The organism is Heliophilum fasciatum, from assembly GCF_004341395.1.
GTDB classification, from domain to species: domain Bacteria; phylum Bacillota; class Desulfitobacteriia; order Heliobacteriales; family Heliobacteriaceae; genus Heliophilum; species Heliophilum fasciatum.
The window spans coordinates 1-17,108 of record NZ_SLXT01000002.1 but is presented as its reverse complement, the minus strand read 5'-3'; the positions used below and the strand labels follow the sequence as shown (position 1 = coordinate 17,108).

The 17,108-nt window shown below is 49.3% G+C and carries 15 protein-coding genes; 14 read left to right on the top strand and 1 reads right to left on the bottom strand.

Translation table 11 applies throughout. The annotated features are described in order from the left end of the window. Nucleotides 1–112: 112 nt before the first annotated feature. The 5 genes from glgA to EDD73_RS01000 all read left to right on the top strand — a co-directional run bounded on the left by glgA (nucleotide 113) and on the right by EDD73_RS01000 (nucleotide 4,951). Entirely contained in the window at nucleotides 113–1,579 is a 1,467-nt protein-coding gene (gene glgA / locus EDD73_RS01020) for a glycogen synthase GlgA (protein ID WP_131917833.1), read from the top strand. Between the two features lie 52 nt (nucleotides 1,580–1,631). Further along, nucleotides 1,632–3,173 (top strand): PRC-barrel domain-containing protein, encoded by a 1,542-nt coding sequence (locus EDD73_RS15385; RefSeq protein ID WP_165876237.1) that lies wholly within the window; start codon nucleotides 1,632–1,634, stop codon nucleotides 3,171–3,173. 57 nt (nucleotides 3,174–3,230) lie between these two features. Then, entirely contained in the window at nucleotides 3,231–3,512 is a 282-nt protein-coding gene (locus EDD73_RS01010; protein ID WP_131917831.1) for a DUF503 domain-containing protein, read from the top strand. A 135-nt stretch (nucleotides 3,513–3,647) separates the two neighbouring features. Then, on the top strand, nucleotides 3,648–4,172 hold the full coding sequence (locus EDD73_RS01005; protein ID WP_131917830.1) for a DUF6978 family protein: 525 nt from the start codon (nucleotides 3,648–3,650) through the stop codon (nucleotides 4,170–4,172). Next, nucleotides 4,109–4,951 carry a DUF1828 domain-containing protein gene (locus tag EDD73_RS01000; RefSeq protein WP_207668771.1) on the top strand — a complete coding sequence of 281 codons (843 nt, stop codon included), beginning with the start codon at nucleotides 4,109–4,111 and terminating at the stop codon, nucleotides 4,949–4,951. Before EDD73_RS01005 ends, EDD73_RS01000 begins: the two co-directional genes overlap by 64 nt. Before the next feature lie 97 nt (nucleotides 4,952–5,048). Here EDD73_RS01000 and EDD73_RS00995 read toward each other — a convergent pair whose 3' ends face one another. After that, the gene (locus tag EDD73_RS00995) at nucleotides 5,049–6,977 is read right to left on the bottom strand and encodes an aconitate hydratase (RefSeq protein WP_131917829.1); all 1,929 of its coding nucleotides are present in this window, start codon (nucleotides 6,975–6,977) and stop codon (nucleotides 5,049–5,051) included. A 162-nt stretch (nucleotides 6,978–7,139) separates the two neighbouring features. Here EDD73_RS00995 and trmL point away from each other — a divergent pair, with 162 nt between their 5' ends. From trmL to EDD73_RS00950, 9 genes are all read left to right on the top strand, one after another. Continuing rightward, on the top strand, nucleotides 7,140–7,607 hold the full coding sequence (gene trmL / locus EDD73_RS00990) for a tRNA (uridine(34)/cytosine(34)/5-carboxymethylaminomethyluridine(34)-2'-O)-methyltransferase TrmL (protein WP_131917828.1): 468 nt from the start codon (nucleotides 7,140–7,142) through the stop codon (nucleotides 7,605–7,607). A gap of 48 nt (nucleotides 7,608–7,655) precedes the next feature. Further along, nucleotides 7,656–8,750, top strand: a complete 1,095-nt coding sequence (locus EDD73_RS00985; RefSeq protein WP_131917827.1) for a 6-phosphofructokinase — start codon at nucleotides 7,656–7,658, stop codon at nucleotides 8,748–8,750. Nucleotides 8,751–8,857: 107 nt separating this feature from the next. Further along, nucleotides 8,858–9,703 carry an MTAP family purine nucleoside phosphorylase gene (locus EDD73_RS00980; protein ID WP_131917826.1) on the top strand — a complete coding sequence of 282 codons (846 nt, stop codon included), beginning with the start codon at nucleotides 8,858–8,860 and terminating at the stop codon, nucleotides 9,701–9,703. Nucleotides 9,704–9,957: 254 nt separating this feature from the next. Then, the gene (locus EDD73_RS00975) at nucleotides 9,958–11,820 is read left to right on the top strand and encodes a pyruvate kinase (protein ID WP_131917825.1); all 1,863 of its coding nucleotides are present in this window, start codon (nucleotides 9,958–9,960) and stop codon (nucleotides 11,818–11,820) included. Between the two features lie 200 nt (nucleotides 11,821–12,020). Then, a complete protein-coding gene (locus EDD73_RS00970; RefSeq protein WP_243116748.1) occupies nucleotides 12,021–12,659 on the top strand; it encodes a C39 family peptidase in 639 nt (212 codons plus the stop codon). A 19-nt stretch (nucleotides 12,660–12,678) separates the two neighbouring features. Continuing rightward, nucleotides 12,679–13,044: a hypothetical protein gene (locus EDD73_RS00965; RefSeq protein ID WP_131917824.1), complete on the top strand. Its 366-nt coding sequence runs from the start codon at nucleotides 12,679–12,681 to the stop codon at nucleotides 13,042–13,044. 4 nt (nucleotides 13,045–13,048) lie between these two features. Beyond that, the gene (locus EDD73_RS00960; protein ID WP_131917823.1) at nucleotides 13,049–14,650 is read left to right on the top strand and encodes a stalk domain-containing protein; all 1,602 of its coding nucleotides are present in this window, start codon (nucleotides 13,049–13,051) and stop codon (nucleotides 14,648–14,650) included. Nucleotides 14,651–14,703: 53 nt separating this feature from the next. Next, nucleotides 14,704–16,167, top strand: a complete 1,464-nt coding sequence (locus EDD73_RS00955; RefSeq protein ID WP_131917822.1) for a WG repeat-containing protein — start codon at nucleotides 14,704–14,706, stop codon at nucleotides 16,165–16,167. A gap of 111 nt (nucleotides 16,168–16,278) precedes the next feature. Continuing rightward, nucleotides 16,279–17,037, top strand: coding sequence for a hypothetical protein (locus EDD73_RS00950; RefSeq protein ID WP_131917821.1), 759 nt, complete (start codon nucleotides 16,279–16,281; stop codon nucleotides 17,035–17,037). Nucleotides 17,038–17,108: the final 71 nt, after the last annotated feature.

Sequence of the window (17,108 nt, the reverse complement as noted above, 5' to 3'; positions counted from 1 at the left end):
TCGATGGAACTAGGTATGGAAACCTTGGTTACAATATATGGATATAGTAGGGAACTGGCGACTAAAATCGATGATGCGGTTGGGACAATGTTCAAAAGGGGTGAAATAACCGATGACAGCGTTACCGAAAAAAGTATTATTCGTAGCAACGGAAGTGGTTCCTTTTGCGCAAACAGGCGGATTAGCAGATGTAGCCGGTTCATTGCCACAGGCGTTGGCCGCTCTCGGCGTCGATGTACGGATTGTCATGCCACGGTATATGCAGATTGAAAAAGGTACCTACCTCGCTGATTTTCCGGTGATTATGGGTGAGCGCGTGGAAACGGCGATCATCCGGCAAGGCACAATGGAAAACCGTCTTCATCCGGAAAGTGGCCCAATCACGGTGTACTTTGTCGACTGTTATCAGTTCTTTCAGCGTCCCGGGATCTACGGATATGCTGATGACGGCGCCCGGTGGGGATTCTTCAGCCGTGCGTTGTTAGAGATGATCGCAGCCGTCGGTATTTTTCCGGACATCTTGCACCTCAATGATTGGCAATTGGGTTTGGTGCCGCTGATGCTCAAGACGGAATTCCGGAATAAATCGCGGTATGCGAATATCGGTACGCTGCTCACGATTCATAACTTGCAATATCAAGGGCTTTTCGGGATGGAAATCCTTCACCAGTTCGGTATTAGCCCGGCTTGGTTCACACTGGAGGCTTTGGAGTTTTACGGACAGGTGAATTTCTTAAAGGCAGGCATTCTCTTCAGCGATTATGTGAACACGGTGAGCCGGACCTATGCCCGCGAGGTGCAAACCATCGAGTATGGCGAACGGCTGGAAGGCGTACTGCGTAAGCGAAGCCAAGATTTTTCGGGGATCGTTAACGGGATCGATGTGCGCCGGTTCGATCCTACCAGTGACCCCTATATCAGCCACCATTATTCCGCGGAAAATCTTCGGCCGAAGGCGCTGAATAAAACGGCGCTGCAGCAGGAAATGCGCTTGCCGGTGGCTTCGGTGCCGCTATATGGATTAGTCTCGCGCTTAGTGGATCAAAAAGGGCTGGATTTGATCGTGGAAATCGCCGATGAACTGCTACGGGATGATGTGCAACTGGTATTCCTGGGCCAAGGTGATCCCCGCTATGAAAACTGGATCCATGACTTGGAGTATCGCTATCCACAGAAAGTGGCTGCTCACATTGGCTTTAATTCAGCATTGGCTCAACGGATCTATGCCGGGAGTGATTTTTTTCTTATGCCTTCCCGCTTTGAACCGTGCGGGCTCGGCCAGTTGATTGGGTTACGTTATGGTACGATCCCGATTGTGCGGGCGACCGGCGGGTTAGCCGATACGGTGATCGATATCGATGTGGACAGCGATCAAGGGACGGGGTTTGTTTTTGAAGCATACGAAGCGCAGGTACTGCTATCCACACTGCGGCGGTCACTGCGCTGTTACCGCGATAGTTCCCGTTGGTTGAAGCTCGTGCAGCGGGCGTTGCAAGTGAATTTTTCTTGGGATCGTTCGGCGCGGGAATATGTCGAACTATATGATAAAATCGCCAAGAAATATGGCTATGACAAATAGTACTGAAAATGGAGAGCAGGGAGAGCATAGGGGCATGGAGGGGGATTCGATCATGCAGGGGGTAGAAACGTTTGCTGATGAAGCGTTTCTGGGACGAATGGTCATCGCGGTTAACGATGGCTGTGAAATGGGCCATGTTCGAGGCATTGTCATTGATCCGCGCGTTGGCTCGGTGGTGTATTTGTTGCTCGAAAATGAAGAATGGTATCGAGGTGCCTTGGTACTACCCTTTGATCAAATCCTCAGTGTTGGTGAATATGCGGTATTGATCGAATCCGGTGAAGTGCTGCAGTGGTTGGCCGATGTACCGGCGGCACAAGCGCTGGTCACGCGTCCCGTGCAGGTGCGCGGGACGAAGGTGCTAACCCGCGACGGACGCTTGATCGGCCGTGTGGCTTCTTTTTTTGTTGACCTCGGCAGTGGCCGCATTACGGAGACGGTCTTGGAGCCGGCTGCAGGGGACCAGGAGGGGTATCACATTCCGGCATCAGCCATTGTGACCTTTGGTCGGGAAGTTCTGGTGGTGGAAACGCCATCGGTTTGGCCTGCCTCAGCAGCGCTTGCGCAGGTGATGGATAACCCACAGCCATCCGTTGCTATGCACGCTAAGCCATCGCTCTTTCCCCCAGCAAGAGAGAATCAGCCTGCCTTTCCTCCGGTAAGGGAGTACCCTACATCTTTTCCGGTGACACGGGAAGTTCAACCGCAGTATCCACCGGCACGGGAGACGCAACCACAATTTCCGCCAGCGCGGGAAGCGCAGCCTCAGTACCCGCCGGCACGGGAAGCGCAGCCGCAGTATCCACCGGCGCGGGAAGCGCAGCCACAGTTCCCACCGGCGCGGGAAGCGCAGCCACAGTTCCCACCGGCGCGGGAAGTGCAGCCGCAGTTCCCACCGGCGCGGGAAGTGCAGCCACAGTTCCCACCGGCGCGGGAAGCGCAGCCGCAGTATCCGCCGGCACGGGAAGCGCAGCCACAGTATCCGCCGGCACGGGAAGCGCAACCACAGTATCCGCCGGCACGGGAGACGCAACCGCAGTATCCGCCGGCACGGGAGACGCAACCCCAGTATCCGCCGACGCGGGAAGCGCAGCCGCAGTATCCAGCAGCGCGAGAGACGCAACCGCAGTATCCTCAAGGAAATGAGCAGCAGCAATCATCCCGGGCGGCTACAGAGTTTGTTCCTTGGACGGAATTGCTCGCGCCAAGTCAGGGGCCGGTAACCGCTTCCGGGGCGACCGATGCGGGAAGGACACTCAATATTCTGGCTGGACAAAATGAATCGGCTTCGGACATGGCTGAAGTTGCGTTAGGCGGGGGCGTAAATACCCTTAACGCAGAACCTCCATCAAGGAACAGCGGATTACCAGTGACGGCAGGTTCGCCAACAGCATCGACGCCTCAGGAGAACGAAAAGCTTTTTGGCCCTTTACAGTATCAGCATTACTTAGGCAAGCGTGTGACCAAGCGCATTGAAACGAACTTAGGGCAAGTGATCGTTGAAAAAGGTGCTATTGTTACGCCGTTGATCATTGATAAGGTCAAACAAGCAGGCCGTTATCTGGAACTGATCATGAATGTACAAGATGCGTAAAATCTAGCGCTGGTTGAGCGGCGAACAGAGCGATGGTGATCGCACAGGAGGGGTCCCATGGCCGTCGGGTATTGTGAAGTGACACTACATTTGTTTGGCGTGGACTCCTTGAAAGGAAAACGACGCGTATTAAAAAGTGTGGTTGAGCGCTTGAAAAACAAGTTCAATATATCGATCGCTGAAGTGGACAAGCATGACCTATGGCAAGCGTCCGTGGTCGGCTTTGCTGTGGTCGGCAATGATCATGCCTTTATCGGGCAGGTAATGGATGCGGCACTCCGCCAGATGGAAGGCGTCGACGATGTGGAGATCGTGGCGGTGGAGCGGGAGGTTTATTGATCGTCAAATGGAATTAAAAAGAGGTCGAAGCAGCCGGTGATATTGCCGGTTACTTTGACCTCTTTTTTTTCTTGCAAGTCTATCCAGATGGATTAGAATGGAGGAAAGAGTAGGTTATGTCTGGGGGGAATAAACATGGACATGACGAATGAAGAAGCAGAAAAACTGTTGGAAACACCAAAATTCATCGTTTTAAATGACGAAAAAATTGAGAACATGAAAATTCCAACGAATAGTGCCGCGGTTAACTTGCGATTAAATGCGATTTCTGATGACGGGGAACATATGTTTTTGTTTACCGTTCAACAAAGTGCTAAATATAATATAAAAATAACATTGCATTTTCAAGAAGATAATACAAAGGTCGGCCTTTTGCGGATTGATTTTAACGGATGCCATAAAAACCCGGATGTTATTACTCCTCACGTTCCTCTTTTTATCCAACCCTACGCCAGTAAGTTTTTTGATTTTGAGGACCATCATATACATTATCATGTTCAAGGATACAAAACGCTATCATGGGCAGTACCCCTCGCGGTAGATGTGTTTCCGGTTAAAACGATCGATGACTTTACATCATTTCAGCAGGCTATACTGTGTTTTGGGAAAAGAATCAGACTGAACACGGAGTTGGACATAGAAAAGAGGTTGTTTTTATAATGTGGATTGATACTGCTATTAATGAATATTATAAATTCTTAAAAGCTCAAACAAGGATAATGCAAGGAACAGGATGGATAATCATAAGCACACCTTTTTTAGGATTATTTAATGATGCGATAGAAATATATTGTAAGGAGAACAATGGGATTATTATTCTATCTGATGACGGAAAGACGTTGAATGATTTAGAAATGATGGGGGTGTCATCAAGTAGATCGCAAAAAAGAAAAGAAGTCATCGACAAAATACTGTTGAACTATGGGGTTAGCATTGATAATAACGGAGAATTAATTACGCAGTCTACTTTGAAGGATTTTCCGCAAAAAAAGCATAATCTACTTTCGGCGATCATGGAAATATCGGATATGTATATGCTTGCCAGACAAAATGTGTTTTCGGTGTTTAAAGAAGATGTAAGAGGTTTTCTGGATGAACAAGATATAATCTATACCCCGCAATTTATTTCCAAGGGCAGTACAGGATTAGAATTCACTTTTGACTTTCAAATTGCCCGAAAGGAAAAGGAGATTGTTATTAACACATTTAATTCGATAAACAAGACGAATCTGTCGAAATTTCTTTTTAGTTGGGATGATATCAAAGAGACTAGGCAACGTATTACTCAGAAAACACTTTATAGCTTAGCCATTATCAATGATGAGGAGAAGGAAATCAAAACCGAGTATTTAGATGCTCTTGCAGCTAAAAACTCTGACTATATCTTATGGTCAAAACGACACAGCGAAGCAAATATTCGAAAAATTAAAGCTGCCTAACATTATAAAGATAAAAAAGTAGCCATGATGCGGTGAACTCACCGATCATAGCTACTTTTATTATTGCTATAAAAGCTTGAAATGGCAAAGACGGAGTTTACTGTGCGTTTTGCTTGGTGAAGTTGAGCAGACCGCCGGCTTTGATGATCGCCACTTGGCGTTCCGTCAGGTCAGGGCGAACTGTGAAGGTTTCGCCGGTTGTTTCGTTTTTCACCGTCAGTGTTTCCGCTTGTCCTAATTGGTCGCCCAAGTCGGCAAAAGTCAGCACATCGCCTTGTTTGACTTTTGCAGCGTCCGCATCGCTGGCAAAGGTCAAGGGGAGGATGCCAAAGTTGATCAAGTTAGCGCGGTGAATCCGAGCGAAGGAACGGGTAATGACGGCTTTGATACCGAGGTACATCGGTGCCAATGCCGCATGCTCCCGCGACGAGCCTTGACCGTAGTTTTGACCGCCCACGATGACGCCGCAACCGGCTTTTTTGGCGCGGTCCGGGAAGGTAGCGTCGACGCCGGCAAAGACGTGCTGCGAGATGGCCGGGATGTTAGAACGGAGGGGCAGGATCTTAGCACCGGCCGGCATAATATGGTCGGTGGTGATGTTGTCGCCAACATGCAAGATCACTTCCGCGGTGAGCGACCCTGGCAGAGCCGTGTTGATCGGCAGCGGCTGGATGTTTGGTCCGCGCAGGACTTCCACATCTTCCGGGTTGTCCGACGGCGCCAGGACCAAACGATCGTCGATGAGGAATTTCTCGGGCATGGCGATCTCGATGGGAGCGCCGAGGTCACGGGGGTCTGTTAAGACACCAGTCAGTGCCGTTGCGGCAGCAACTTCGGGGCTAGCCAAATAGACTTGCGCATCTTTGGTGCCGCTGCGGCCTTCAAAGTTGCGGTTGAAGGTCCGGACCGAGACAGCGCCGGAGCTGGGCGATTGTCCCATACCGATGCAAGGGCCGCAAGCCGATTCGAGGATCCGGGCACCGGCGGCGATCAGGTCGGCAAGGGCGCCATTGCGGGCGAGCATTTCAAAAACCTGGCGACTGCCGGGGGCAATGCCAAAGCTGACGGAAGGATGAACTGTTTTGCCTTTGACCATAGCGGCTACCTTCATCAGATCGGCGTAGGAAGAGTTGGTGCAGGAACCGATAAGTACTTGTTGAACGGCGATGGGGCCCACTTCGCGCACCGTTTTGATCGCATCGGGCATGTGCGGGCAAGCGACGGCCGGTTCCAATGCGGACAGATCGATGTTGATCACTTCGTCATAGGTGGCGTCAGCATCGGGGCCGAGTTCCACCCAAACGTCAGCGCGGTCTTGCGCCGTCAGGAACTCGCGAGTCACTGCATCGGACGGGAAGACCGACGTGGTGGCACCGAGTTCAGCACCCATGTTGGTGATGGTGGCGCGTTCCGGTACCGACAGGGAAGCGACGCCAGGGCCGCAGTATTCGACAATTTTGCCAACGCCGCCTTTGACGGTCATGCGGCGCAGCACTTCCAGGATGACGTCTTTGGCCGATACCCAAGGCGAAAGCTTACCGGTCAGATTGACGCCGACCACTTTCGGGCAAGTTAAGTAGAACGGACCGCCGCCCATGGCCACAGCCACGTCGAGGCCACCGGCACCAATGGCGATCATGCCGATACCGCCGCCGGTCGGTGTATGAGAGTCCGAACCAAGCAAGGTTTTGCCGGGAACACCGAAGCGTTCCAGATGGACTTGGTGACAAATGCCGTTGCCGGGGCGGGAAAAATAGATACCGTGCTTGGAAGCAACGCTTTGCAAGAAGCGATGGTCGTCAGCATTTTCAAAGCCGCTTTGCAAGGTGTTGTGGTCAACGTAAGAGATGGAGAGCTCCGTTTTGACACGAGGAACGCCCATAGCCTCGAATTGTAAGTAGGCCATTGTGCCGGTGGCGTCTTGGGTCAAGGTTTGATCGATGCGAATAGCGATCTCCTGGCCGGCGATGAGTTCGCCTTCAAGTAAGTGAGCATTAAGAATTTTCTGAACAAGATTTTTCCCCACGGGTACCCCTCCTTGTTGTAATCACCCCTTCAATGTAACAAAAATAGCGGAAAGCGTCAATTGTTGATTCCTGTAACCGCATGTATACAAAAGGGGAAGGATTTTGGTGATGATGAGCAGAATAAATAGAGGACATTTTAATAACATAGGGGCTATGGCAAGATGCATAATTTTCATATCGTGTTAGTAGAACCGGAGATCCCACCCAACACGGGCAATGTGGCGCGCCTTTGCGCCGGCACCGGATGTGTTCTCCATCTGATCAAACCGCTGGGATTTTCCGTGGATGATCGCTACTTAAAACGGGCGGGACTGGACTACTGGCACTTGGTCGATGTGCGCTACCATGAGGGCTGGGATGATTTTCAGCAAAGCTGCCCGGAGGGGCGAAAGTTTTTCCTGAGCACCAAAGGTACGCGGTCCTACCATGAAGTAGCCTATCAACCGGGAGATTATCTGGTCTTTGGCAAGGAAACGAAGGGCTTGCCGGATTCCTTATTGGAGCAATGGCCCGATCAGGTGGTACGTATTCCCTTGCGCAAGGAAGCGCGATCGCTGAATCTTTCCAATGCGGTGGCCGTCGTGGTCTTTGAGGCCTTGCGCCAAACAGGTTACCTGCATCTGGTCTGAACCGCAGGCCCGATAGCAAGAGAAAGATAAAAAAGGAGTTTTGGCAAGATGAAAAAGTCCATCAAGCGAATTGGTGTACTGACCGGTGGGGGGGATTGCCCGGGCCTGAATGCGGTGATTCGAGCTGTCGTGAAGACGGCGATTCGTCGTTATGATTTAGAGGTTGTCGGTATCTCTGACGGCTTCTATGGCCTCGTCAATGACATTATGAAACCGCTCACGGAAGATGATGTGGCCGGTATTGTTCATCGCGGTGGTACGATTTTGGGCACCACCAACCGTGATAACCCTTTTCGTTATGCCGTTGAAAAAGACGGCCAACTGGTCTTTGAAGATCGCTCGGAGCAGTGCATGGCGATCATGGAGCGGCGCGGCATTGATGCGCTGATCATGATCGGTGGTGACGGCAGCTTAAATATTGCCTATAACTTCCACAAGAAGGGCGTGCCAGTGGTCGGAGTGCCCAAGACGATCGACAATGATCTGTCGGCGACGGATGTGACGTTCGGCTTTGATTCGGCGATCACCACGGCCACATCGGCGCTTGATAAACTGCATACAACGGCGGAGTCGCACCACCGGATCATGATCTTAGAAGTGATGGGGCGCTATGCGGGATGGATTGCCTTGCATTCCGGTGTGGCCGGCGGGGCTGACGTGATTTTAATTCCGGAAATTCCCTACGATATGGATCAAGTGGCCAATCATATCCGGGCACGGGCACAAAAAGGGCGAAAGTTCTCGATCGTCGTTGTGGCTGAAGGGGCCAAGGAGATCGGCGGCGAGATGGTTGTGCAAAAGATGGTAGCGCAAAGCCATGATCCGATTCGTTTGGGTGGTATCGGCAATGCTGTTGGCGCGAAGCTGGAAGAGATGACGGGCATGGAAACGCGGGTAACGGTGCTCGGCCATGTGCAACGCGGCGGTTCGCCGACGGTGTACGACCGGGTGTTGAGCACGCGCTATGGCGTGGCCGCTGTCGATGCGATCATGAGCGGTCATTACGGTCATATGGTGGCGTTGCGGACGCCCTTTATCCTACCGGTACCGCTTACCGAAGCGATCGGCACATCGAAGAAGGTCGATCCGGAAGATCAACTGGTGCGTACGGCAAAGGCGGTCGGCATTTCCTTCGGGAACTAACCAACAGTGCCGGGAAGGGCAAAAGACAGCTCGAAAACCCAGATCGAAAGTCCGACAAGGGTTAGTATCAAAAGCATTACATGGGTTGGAGAAGGGAGAAACGACGGTTGACGTTACCTGCAATACCTGCCGCAAGTTTTGGCATTATCGGCGGTTCCAGTACGAATTCGCTGCACTTTCCGGAAGATATCTCTTTTCCGGGGTTGACGGTGCTATCGGTGTTTTCCGGTTGGGAGACGCCTTATGGCATGAGTCCGCCTTTTGTTTACTTTGAACTGAACGGTCAGCGGGCGCTGACTTGTACGATGCATGGATGGCGGCGCGGCGTCACGCGGGCCGATGCGTCGCGGCAGATCTTCTGGGTCTTCCGGGAAGCCGGCGTGAAGCGGGTGCTTTCGGAAGGGGGCGTCGGCGCCATCAATCATCTGCTGCGCCCGCGCGATCTGGTGGTGCCCCATGATTACCTCGACTTTTCCATGCGCAAGGACGTCGATCTCGGCTCAGGGACGCTTTGCATCATGCGTCAAGCCTTTTGTCCGGTCATGCGCCGTGCTTTTGTGGCGGCTTGTGAAGAATTACCGGGGCAAGGGCGCGTCTTTGATCGTTCCAACTATGTCGTCACCGATGGCCGGCATTTTGAGAGCCCGGCGGAAGTGCGCCATTTTGCCATCGCCGGGGGCGATGTGATCGGGCAGAGCGTGGCGCCGGAAGTATATCTGGCCCGGGAGATCGGCGCTTGCTACGCCCGGATGGAACTGGTCGTGAACTTTGCCGAAGGTGTGATCACCGACTGGACCCATCAGGAACTGAAAGATATCTTCTATGAGGAGTCGGAGCGGGCCGGGCGGCGGCTGTTGATGGCGATGGCCACCTTGAGTGATACCGTAGAAAGCTGTTCCTGTGGCGAGTTGCGCAAGACGACGCTGTTGCAGGAGCGGAAAGTGCCCGGTTAAGAAGTGCCTGGTTACGAAGCGCCCGGGAAAGAAGTAGCGGATAAAAAAGTGCCCGATGAAAAGTCTTTAAAAATACCGAAGAGAGGATATTGGCTTGGAGGCCGGTATCTTCTCTTCTTTTTCGTGCTGATTTTTGGCAAAATCTTTAATAAAACTTTACTTGTTTCGTTAATCCGCAGAATTTAAACTACAAGTAGCGACATATACATATTGGTATAGGAAAAACTGTCAATTAATGCAGAGGAGGACACCTAATGTCCGGTTCCTACCCAGTAAATCATGACGAGCATGCTTACCTTGCCAGTCAACTGCACGACCTCTATTCGGATATTGTCGATAAAGCCAGCAACACCTGCTTTCACAAACCGCAAGCAACGGCAGAAATTCAGGCGAGTTGTGATAATCTCTTAGCGTACTTGGCCTTACGTCGCCATGATATTTTTGACTTGCAATCGGCGCTGGCCGAACATGGTCTTTCTTCCCTTGGACGTTTGGAACCATCGGTGCTTGCCAGTATTGAACGGGTCATGCAACACCTTGGCGCACCGATCCCGGCGACAACGCTCTATAAAACGACGAATGCGGAAGCGCGGACCATGCTGGAAAAACGCAGCATCCAACTGCTTGGCCGCCCGCGGGAGCAACGCAGTCCTCGAATCATGGTTACGCTGGATACCGCTGCTATCGCCAGTCCCGGCTTCATTGAAGAACTGCTCCGCAGCGGCATGGATATGGCGCGGATTAACTGCGCCCATGACAATCCCGAGACGTGGTACAAGATCATCGACGCAATTCGTACCACTGAGGCGCAACTGGAACGTAGCGGTCAAGGGGTTGGGCGGCGCTGCCATATCGTCATGGATCTTGGTGGTCCCAAGATCCGCACGGGCGCCTTACTGGCCGAATCGCGCCCACTCAAGCTAAGCGTTCCGCCGATCACGGCGGAGATGCCGCATCCGCAATTATTCGGTTATCTCGACAGCAATGCAGCAGAGACGGAAAAAATCAACCTTCCCGACAGCACGGCCAAGTTTATTATTGCCCTTCCCGGGCAAAAACGACTTGAACAGTTACCGCTCGGCAGCACCTTATTCTTCGAAGACAGCCGCAATCGCAAGCGCACCTTCCACGTACTGGAACATACAGGGCCGGGTCGTGTCAAAGTGAGTCTCAGCCGTAATGCCCATATCGAAGAAGGCATCATGCTCTGCGCGGAAAACGGACTGCGCTTCCGAATAGGCCCGGTGGCCGCGCAGCCAGTACGGATTGAAGTCCAAGCCGGGGACCGGTTGCTTCTTTACCGCGATCCGCAACGCCTTGGCCATCCGGCCCGAGAAGGACGCCCGGCCGGTATTGCTTGTACACTGCCGGCGGCGCTTACTCATGTGGAAATCGGTGATCGCCTTTTTATCGATGACGGCAAAATCAGCGCTCATGTCACCGGTAAAAATGATACCTACCTTGAACTGCGGATTCTCTCGCCGGACAGTGCACCGGCACGCATCAAAGCGGAAAAAGGCATCAATATTCCGGACTCCCTGCTCGATCTCCCAGCGTTGACGGAGCAAGATAAAGAAGCACTGCCCTTCATCGCCGAGCATGCTGACGCTGTGGGATTATCCTTTGTGCAGCGTCCGCAAGACTTGCTTGATTTACATCATGCACTGATCGACCTTGGCCGCCCGGAATTCGGCATTATCGCTAAGATTGAAAACCCGGAAGCGCTCCATGGCCTGGCGCAATTGTTGATTACGGGGCTGCAATTCCCTTGCTTTGGTGTCATGATCGCTCGCGGCGACCTTGCTGTTGAAGTGGGCTTCGAAAACTTGGCGATCATTCAGGAGCAGATCCTCTGTCTGTGTGAAGCTGCCCACGTTCCGGTCATCTGGGCGACGCAAGTGCTGGAGACGATGGCCAAAACGGGATTACCGGCTCGTGCGGAGATTACTGACGCTGCGTCGGCTCACCGCGCCGACGCGGTCATGCTTAACAAAGGTGCCCACATCATCGATGCGATTAAGACGCTTTCGGCGTTGCTCTGTTCGGAAGAACGTAACCACATGAAGAAACGCCAGATCTTCCGTCAGTTCACGGAGCAACATGGGATTTTTGAGTGAAAAAAATGCGAAGCCAGAATGAATTGGCTTCGCATTTTTATTTATGTATGGATAGGCTGTTGTGTCGGCAGCTATTACGATATAAAAATAGGGAATGAATTATTGTTCTTCTTTTCCTATATTCGGATGTAGTGTGGTATTATTAATCCAAGATGTTAAATTCAGTATTTTAGATTCTTCGATATAGGAGGATTTGAAGTTTGAGATCAGATTTAGGGTTGAGAATGAAAAAGGTGCGTCGAATTTTTCTTACATTTACCGCCCTCATGGGCTTAGTAAGCGGGACGATGGTATATTTGTTGACTCCGTTTCCTTCTGAAGATTCAGCGACCACAGAAAATCCACCGCGTTTTACTGTGTTCAGAGAAGCAGATTTTGAAGTTCAGGGGCACAACCAATGTTCGGCCTTCGCAACGGCGTATTTGCTAAGAACCCTCGGCCGGGAGGCGAAAGGGACTCTTGTTTACAATTCGATTGATTACAAGATACCTGTTTCGGGCTATGTATTGCCCAAAGGGATTATAACGTATCTTGAATCGCAAGGACTACAGCCATCGATTTACCGGGGAACCATCGATACGTTAAAAGCCAGGTTAACGCAAGGGAATCCGGTGATTGTACTCGTCGTCAACGGTTTATTATGGCAGCATTATATGACAATGTTGGGATATGACAATGCCAAAAAGGAAGTTTATTTTTTTGATTCCAAGAAGGAAAAAGATGAAAACGACCAATTACCTGGCAATCGGACGTTAAGTGAAGAATATTTTTTATTGATGTGGGATAACGGGCTGCCTTTGTTTCATCATGTGTACATAACGATAAATACAAAACAATGAAAGGAGGGAGAAGCGAAACTTGAATGTAAAAAAAGTATGGGCTCTTTTCGTTGCACTTGCCATTTGTGCCGTTGTTTTTTTGATCGTAAACGAAAACTCATTTCAATATAAGGAAAAGGAAATATTCCCTGAGGGCATCGATGTTATGGAACAAATAACAAAAGTATCAATGAGTTACGGTGAAGCAAATCCAAGACTGGAGAAGCTAATATTAACATCTGACGTATCTACAAAGGCTCCGATGTTCATTGTACGTATACGTGGTAACTTTCATCGCACAGATCAACAAGCAACTTTTTTGATGTTTTCTATGCTGGCAAGTGGGAAGCAGGTTTGGGCGATTACGGGGTTAAGTAGTGAAAATCAAGTTGTATGGGAGGATTAATCCTATGGCGCTAACAAGTAACTTGGGCGTAAGAAAAAATCTATCATTCTTAATTACATTACTATTTGTACTTTTAATACTTATGGTACCTGTAACGGTCATGGCGGCAGAGCCGGAAAATAAAGTGGTTTCCGTGACTGTGCAAAAAGTTTATCCGCAGGAAACCGACAAACCGGGCGAGCCGATTGCTCTTTTTCCGGGAGCCCTAGAGATGATTGAGGCGAAGGCGCGATATGCGGACGGTTCGGAAATAAACGTATCGGACCAAGCTGTATGGGAAGCAAGTAATCCGGAGGTTCTTAGTTTTGATGGATCCCAAATTACCGCTAAGGCGATCGGCGGCACAACGGTTACGGCTCGCTATCAAGGTTGCAGCGGATCGGTAAATGTAGAAGTTAGTCCGGTTATCGATATCCAACTTCACTTTGGGCCAAAGAGGACAAGTGATCCGGAATATTTTTATGTTCCCGTCATCAATGGTGCTTTTGTGGTACATAAGGGATTTCAAGCGCAACTATATGATGAAAAGATCCTGGCTAACGGCGCTCACGTGGGGCTTTGGCCGCCGGCTGAATTTGTGTCTGGTAATGATCAAGTAGCCAAGATACGAAGCTATGAGCCGACGATCGTTGCGCTGGAGGAAGGTGAAACGACGATTACGGCTCGTCTGGGCGAATATACGAAAGCTTTTACCATTCAAGTTGTTGCTGAGGATGCTGCTGCCAATGCTGCCGATGTTGCTGAAGCTGCTACCGGCAATGCCGCCAATGCTACTGATGCCGCTGATACATTAGAAGCGCCTTCGCCGATTACGGTTTATCTGGACGGAAAAAAATTAGCCTTTACGCAAGATCCCGTCATCCGGGATGATCGGGTTTTGGTTCCTTTGCGCGGGATTTTTGAAGCGCTGGGGGCGACTGTCCAATGGGACGGAAACGTACAGAAGGTTACGGCTACAAAAGAAAAAACGACACTTTGGTTGATCATCGGATCGGCCAGCGCACAAAAAGACGGTCAAGAGATGTTACTGGATCGACCGGCTGAAATTATCGAAGGGCATACGATGGTGCCACTTCGCTTTGTCAGCGAATCGATGGGTTGCAATGTCCGGTGGGATGATAAAAGCTGTTCGGTTTGGATTAAAACGGAGAATATGAATGTGATACCCGATGAGCCGATTGCTGGGGTAACGGTGTGCTCTTTTGAAGATGCCAAAGAATATGTTTTAAAAGAGGGAATCCTTACAAAGATCAATAAAGTTGAATTTACGCCCACCCGTTTTACCGAATTTGGCCCAATGGACACGATGGTGGTTGGTGTAGATGAATTCGGCAATGAAAAAGCGGTTTGGGTTGCGCAAAACCAATATGACAATACGATATCAGTGGAATCGGCGGTTTTAATGAAAGATGTAATTTCTTTAGACAAAATACTTTTATTCATACAAAGCAAGGGTATCGGCAGTAGTGATCTAAAAAAGTCATATTTAGCACCTTATGAAAAAAACCAAGTTAATTGGTTTTTGATCGCCGAAGCGAACAGCAAGCAGTACTATTATTGCTTTGACGCGAAAACAGGAGAAGTGGTTATCGAAAATGTTTTCTAAGCAAGTAGTATCCATTGGGGCTATGTAGCCAAAGAGATGGAGGGGGGATTTCTTTGAAAAGAAAAATCTATCCCAGTCTTTTCGTATTCATTGTTTCCTTGATGATTGCCGGGTGCAGTATCGTTGCTTATCAAGATACGAATCAAAATGTGACTCCAAACACGGTTTCAAGCATGGTTCCAAGCACGGAAAAAATCACTGTCAGCTACTACGGGGAAAACGAAGAAGACAAAATTACGGAGTATTTGATCACTTCATCGCCTGATGGTCAAAAATCGCTCCTGACCGCTAATCAGGTGCCCATTCTCACCGGCTTTCAGGACTTTGATATCATGCGGGATTTGGTATTGGCGAAAAAAGACAACCTGTGGGGGCTTTATAATCTGACAGGCGAAAAAATCGGTGACCCTATCTATGAAGATATCATGAATCCCATCAGGCCCGATGGTTATAAGGTCAACGGATTGGTTCGAGTGAAACAAAACGGGCGCTGGGGTGCGATCGATCAACAAGGACGGATGGTCATTCCGCCCGAGTTTGATTTTATTCATCTCACTTTTTACGAGGAAGTCGAACCTTTTGTCAAAGTCGAAAAAAACAAAAAGTTTGGTTACGTGACGAGAGAAGGCAAAGGGCTCGTGGAGCCGATCTGGGACAATGCCTTTATGGATGTGCTCAATGTACCGGAAGACATCATTTTTGTCCAACAAGGTGATCGCTGGGGCGGTATCCGGGTGAAAGAAGCAAGAGCGTTGCCATTGGATTGGAATCTTAAACCTTCGGAGTATGCGCTGCTTTCCTTTAACCGCTGGCCCTATCCGTACCAAGACAATTTTTACGAGCAGCAGATCAAAAAGGGTTCAACAAAAGTGGCCATGGAAAACAAGCTGTTTTTTTACTACTACTTCAAGAAAAATAACGGAGAGCTTCGCGATCTTCCCGCTTTTGATCGCGGCAAGCGGCCCAACTGGGATGAGCTAACCTTGTACGTTTATCAGATGGCCAAGGATAAAGCAGGGATCATTAATCCGCAAGACGGCACCATCACGAAAGAACAATTTGATTCGATAACCGAAATGTATTTTGGCCATCGTGATAACAGTCATCGCTCTTCACGTTTTTTGACCTGTGTCGATGGAACATATAAGCCCATCGGATGGAGTGATCAGGGGTATTTTATTTTTGAACTAACCGATCTGGAAAAAAAGCCAACAGCCGATCAGCAGGAGATATGGCAAGCCAAGCTTAAGGGGTACTACATGAACGTATCTGACGGTGAATCCATGGAAACGGAAGGATCGCCCAATGCCCAAGCTGTATGGGAATTGATCAAAAAAGACGAGAACTATCGCCCCCTTACCTTCGAGCAAGCGCTCGATCGCTTAGTTTGGAACAACCCCGGAAATGTACTGAAACCGACGGCTGAGTGGACGATCGAATTTCAGGTCCATGATCCGCTTGGCGAAATCTATTTTACATACCTGTCTTGTAAGCAAACGTTGCTGATACCGGAGTAGCAGATAAAAAGCCGATGCCTGGCAGGTAGCGAATCGTTTTCGCCTATGATGGGACGGAAATCAAAATAGATAAACTACTTTTTAGCATTATTTTTATATTAGGGGGAATGTATGATAAAAAGAATAATAATCGCTATTTTTAGCTTAACTTTGGCAACCTGTTTTCTGATCGGCTGTAGTAAAACAGCGACCGTATATTCGCCGAAAGCTAACTCAATTACAATGGATGCAACTCAGGTGTCGACTATACAATCTAACAGTGAACAACAGAGAAAGACTGCATTTACTACTGACTTATTAAAGTTGATCGATGACAAGTTTATATCTAGGTACATTAAAGATCTTGATATCTGTGTTCCCGAATTGATATTTGCCAATTCAGAAGATATTCCTTCGCAAACCCTCTATACATTTTCTATCTATGTAATGGACATGGAATATCATTTCACTCATGGTGATATTGAGGATTCGGGAGATAAATTCCTTAATAAGGGGGACAATAAGTATCATATCCCTGTGAAAACAATACGTGAAGTTCTCGACAAATATTTTGAAAAAACTAGATTCAAACCGGAAAAGGTATATGCTTTCGAACCGGTTAAAAATGAATTTGTTACGCCTATCTTTGCAGGATTTGGCGGTGATCGAAAAGTTGAACTCTCAAATAAAGAGCAAATTTCTGATGACACTGTTAGATTAATTGTTGATTTTCTTGTGCCGGAATCTGGAGAAATTTATTGTACGAAAGTTTTTACAATGAAATATACGTCAAATAGTTGGAAATATCTATCCGTAACGAAGAATTATGATAAAAGCGATACAGAAAAACGTTTTCCTAAGATCAGGTGGTTTCGTCAACACAAAAGTTGACCACCTGCGCTAGAGCAAAAGTTGACCGGCCCCTGATTTGCCATGGTAAATTGACAGATAATTCGGACTAA

Coding starts and splice junctions, on each gene's coding strand:
- EDD73_RS00960 (WP_131917823.1), top strand. CDS start 13,049: ATGGCGCTAACAAGTAACTTGGGCGTAAGAAAAAATCTATCATTCTTA.
- EDD73_RS00950 (WP_131917821.1), top strand. CDS start 16,279: ATGATAAAAAGAATAATAATCGCTATTTTTAGCTTAACTTTGGCAACC.
- EDD73_RS01010 (WP_131917831.1), top strand. CDS start 3,231: ATGGCCGTCGGGTATTGTGAAGTGACACTACATTTGTTTGGCGTGGAC.
- EDD73_RS15385 (WP_165876237.1), top strand. CDS start 1,632: ATGCAGGGGGTAGAAACGTTTGCTGATGAAGCGTTTCTGGGACGAATG.
- EDD73_RS00975 (WP_131917825.1), top strand. CDS start 9,958: ATGTCCGGTTCCTACCCAGTAAATCATGACGAGCATGCTTACCTTGCC.
- EDD73_RS01005 (WP_131917830.1), top strand. CDS start 3,648: ATGGACATGACGAATGAAGAAGCAGAAAAACTGTTGGAAACACCAAAA.
- trmL (WP_131917828.1), top strand. CDS start 7,140: ATGCATAATTTTCATATCGTGTTAGTAGAACCGGAGATCCCACCCAAC.
- glgA (WP_131917833.1), top strand. CDS start 113: ATGACAGCGTTACCGAAAAAAGTATTATTCGTAGCAACGGAAGTGGTT.
- EDD73_RS00985 (WP_131917827.1), top strand. CDS start 7,656: ATGAAAAAGTCCATCAAGCGAATTGGTGTACTGACCGGTGGGGGGGAT.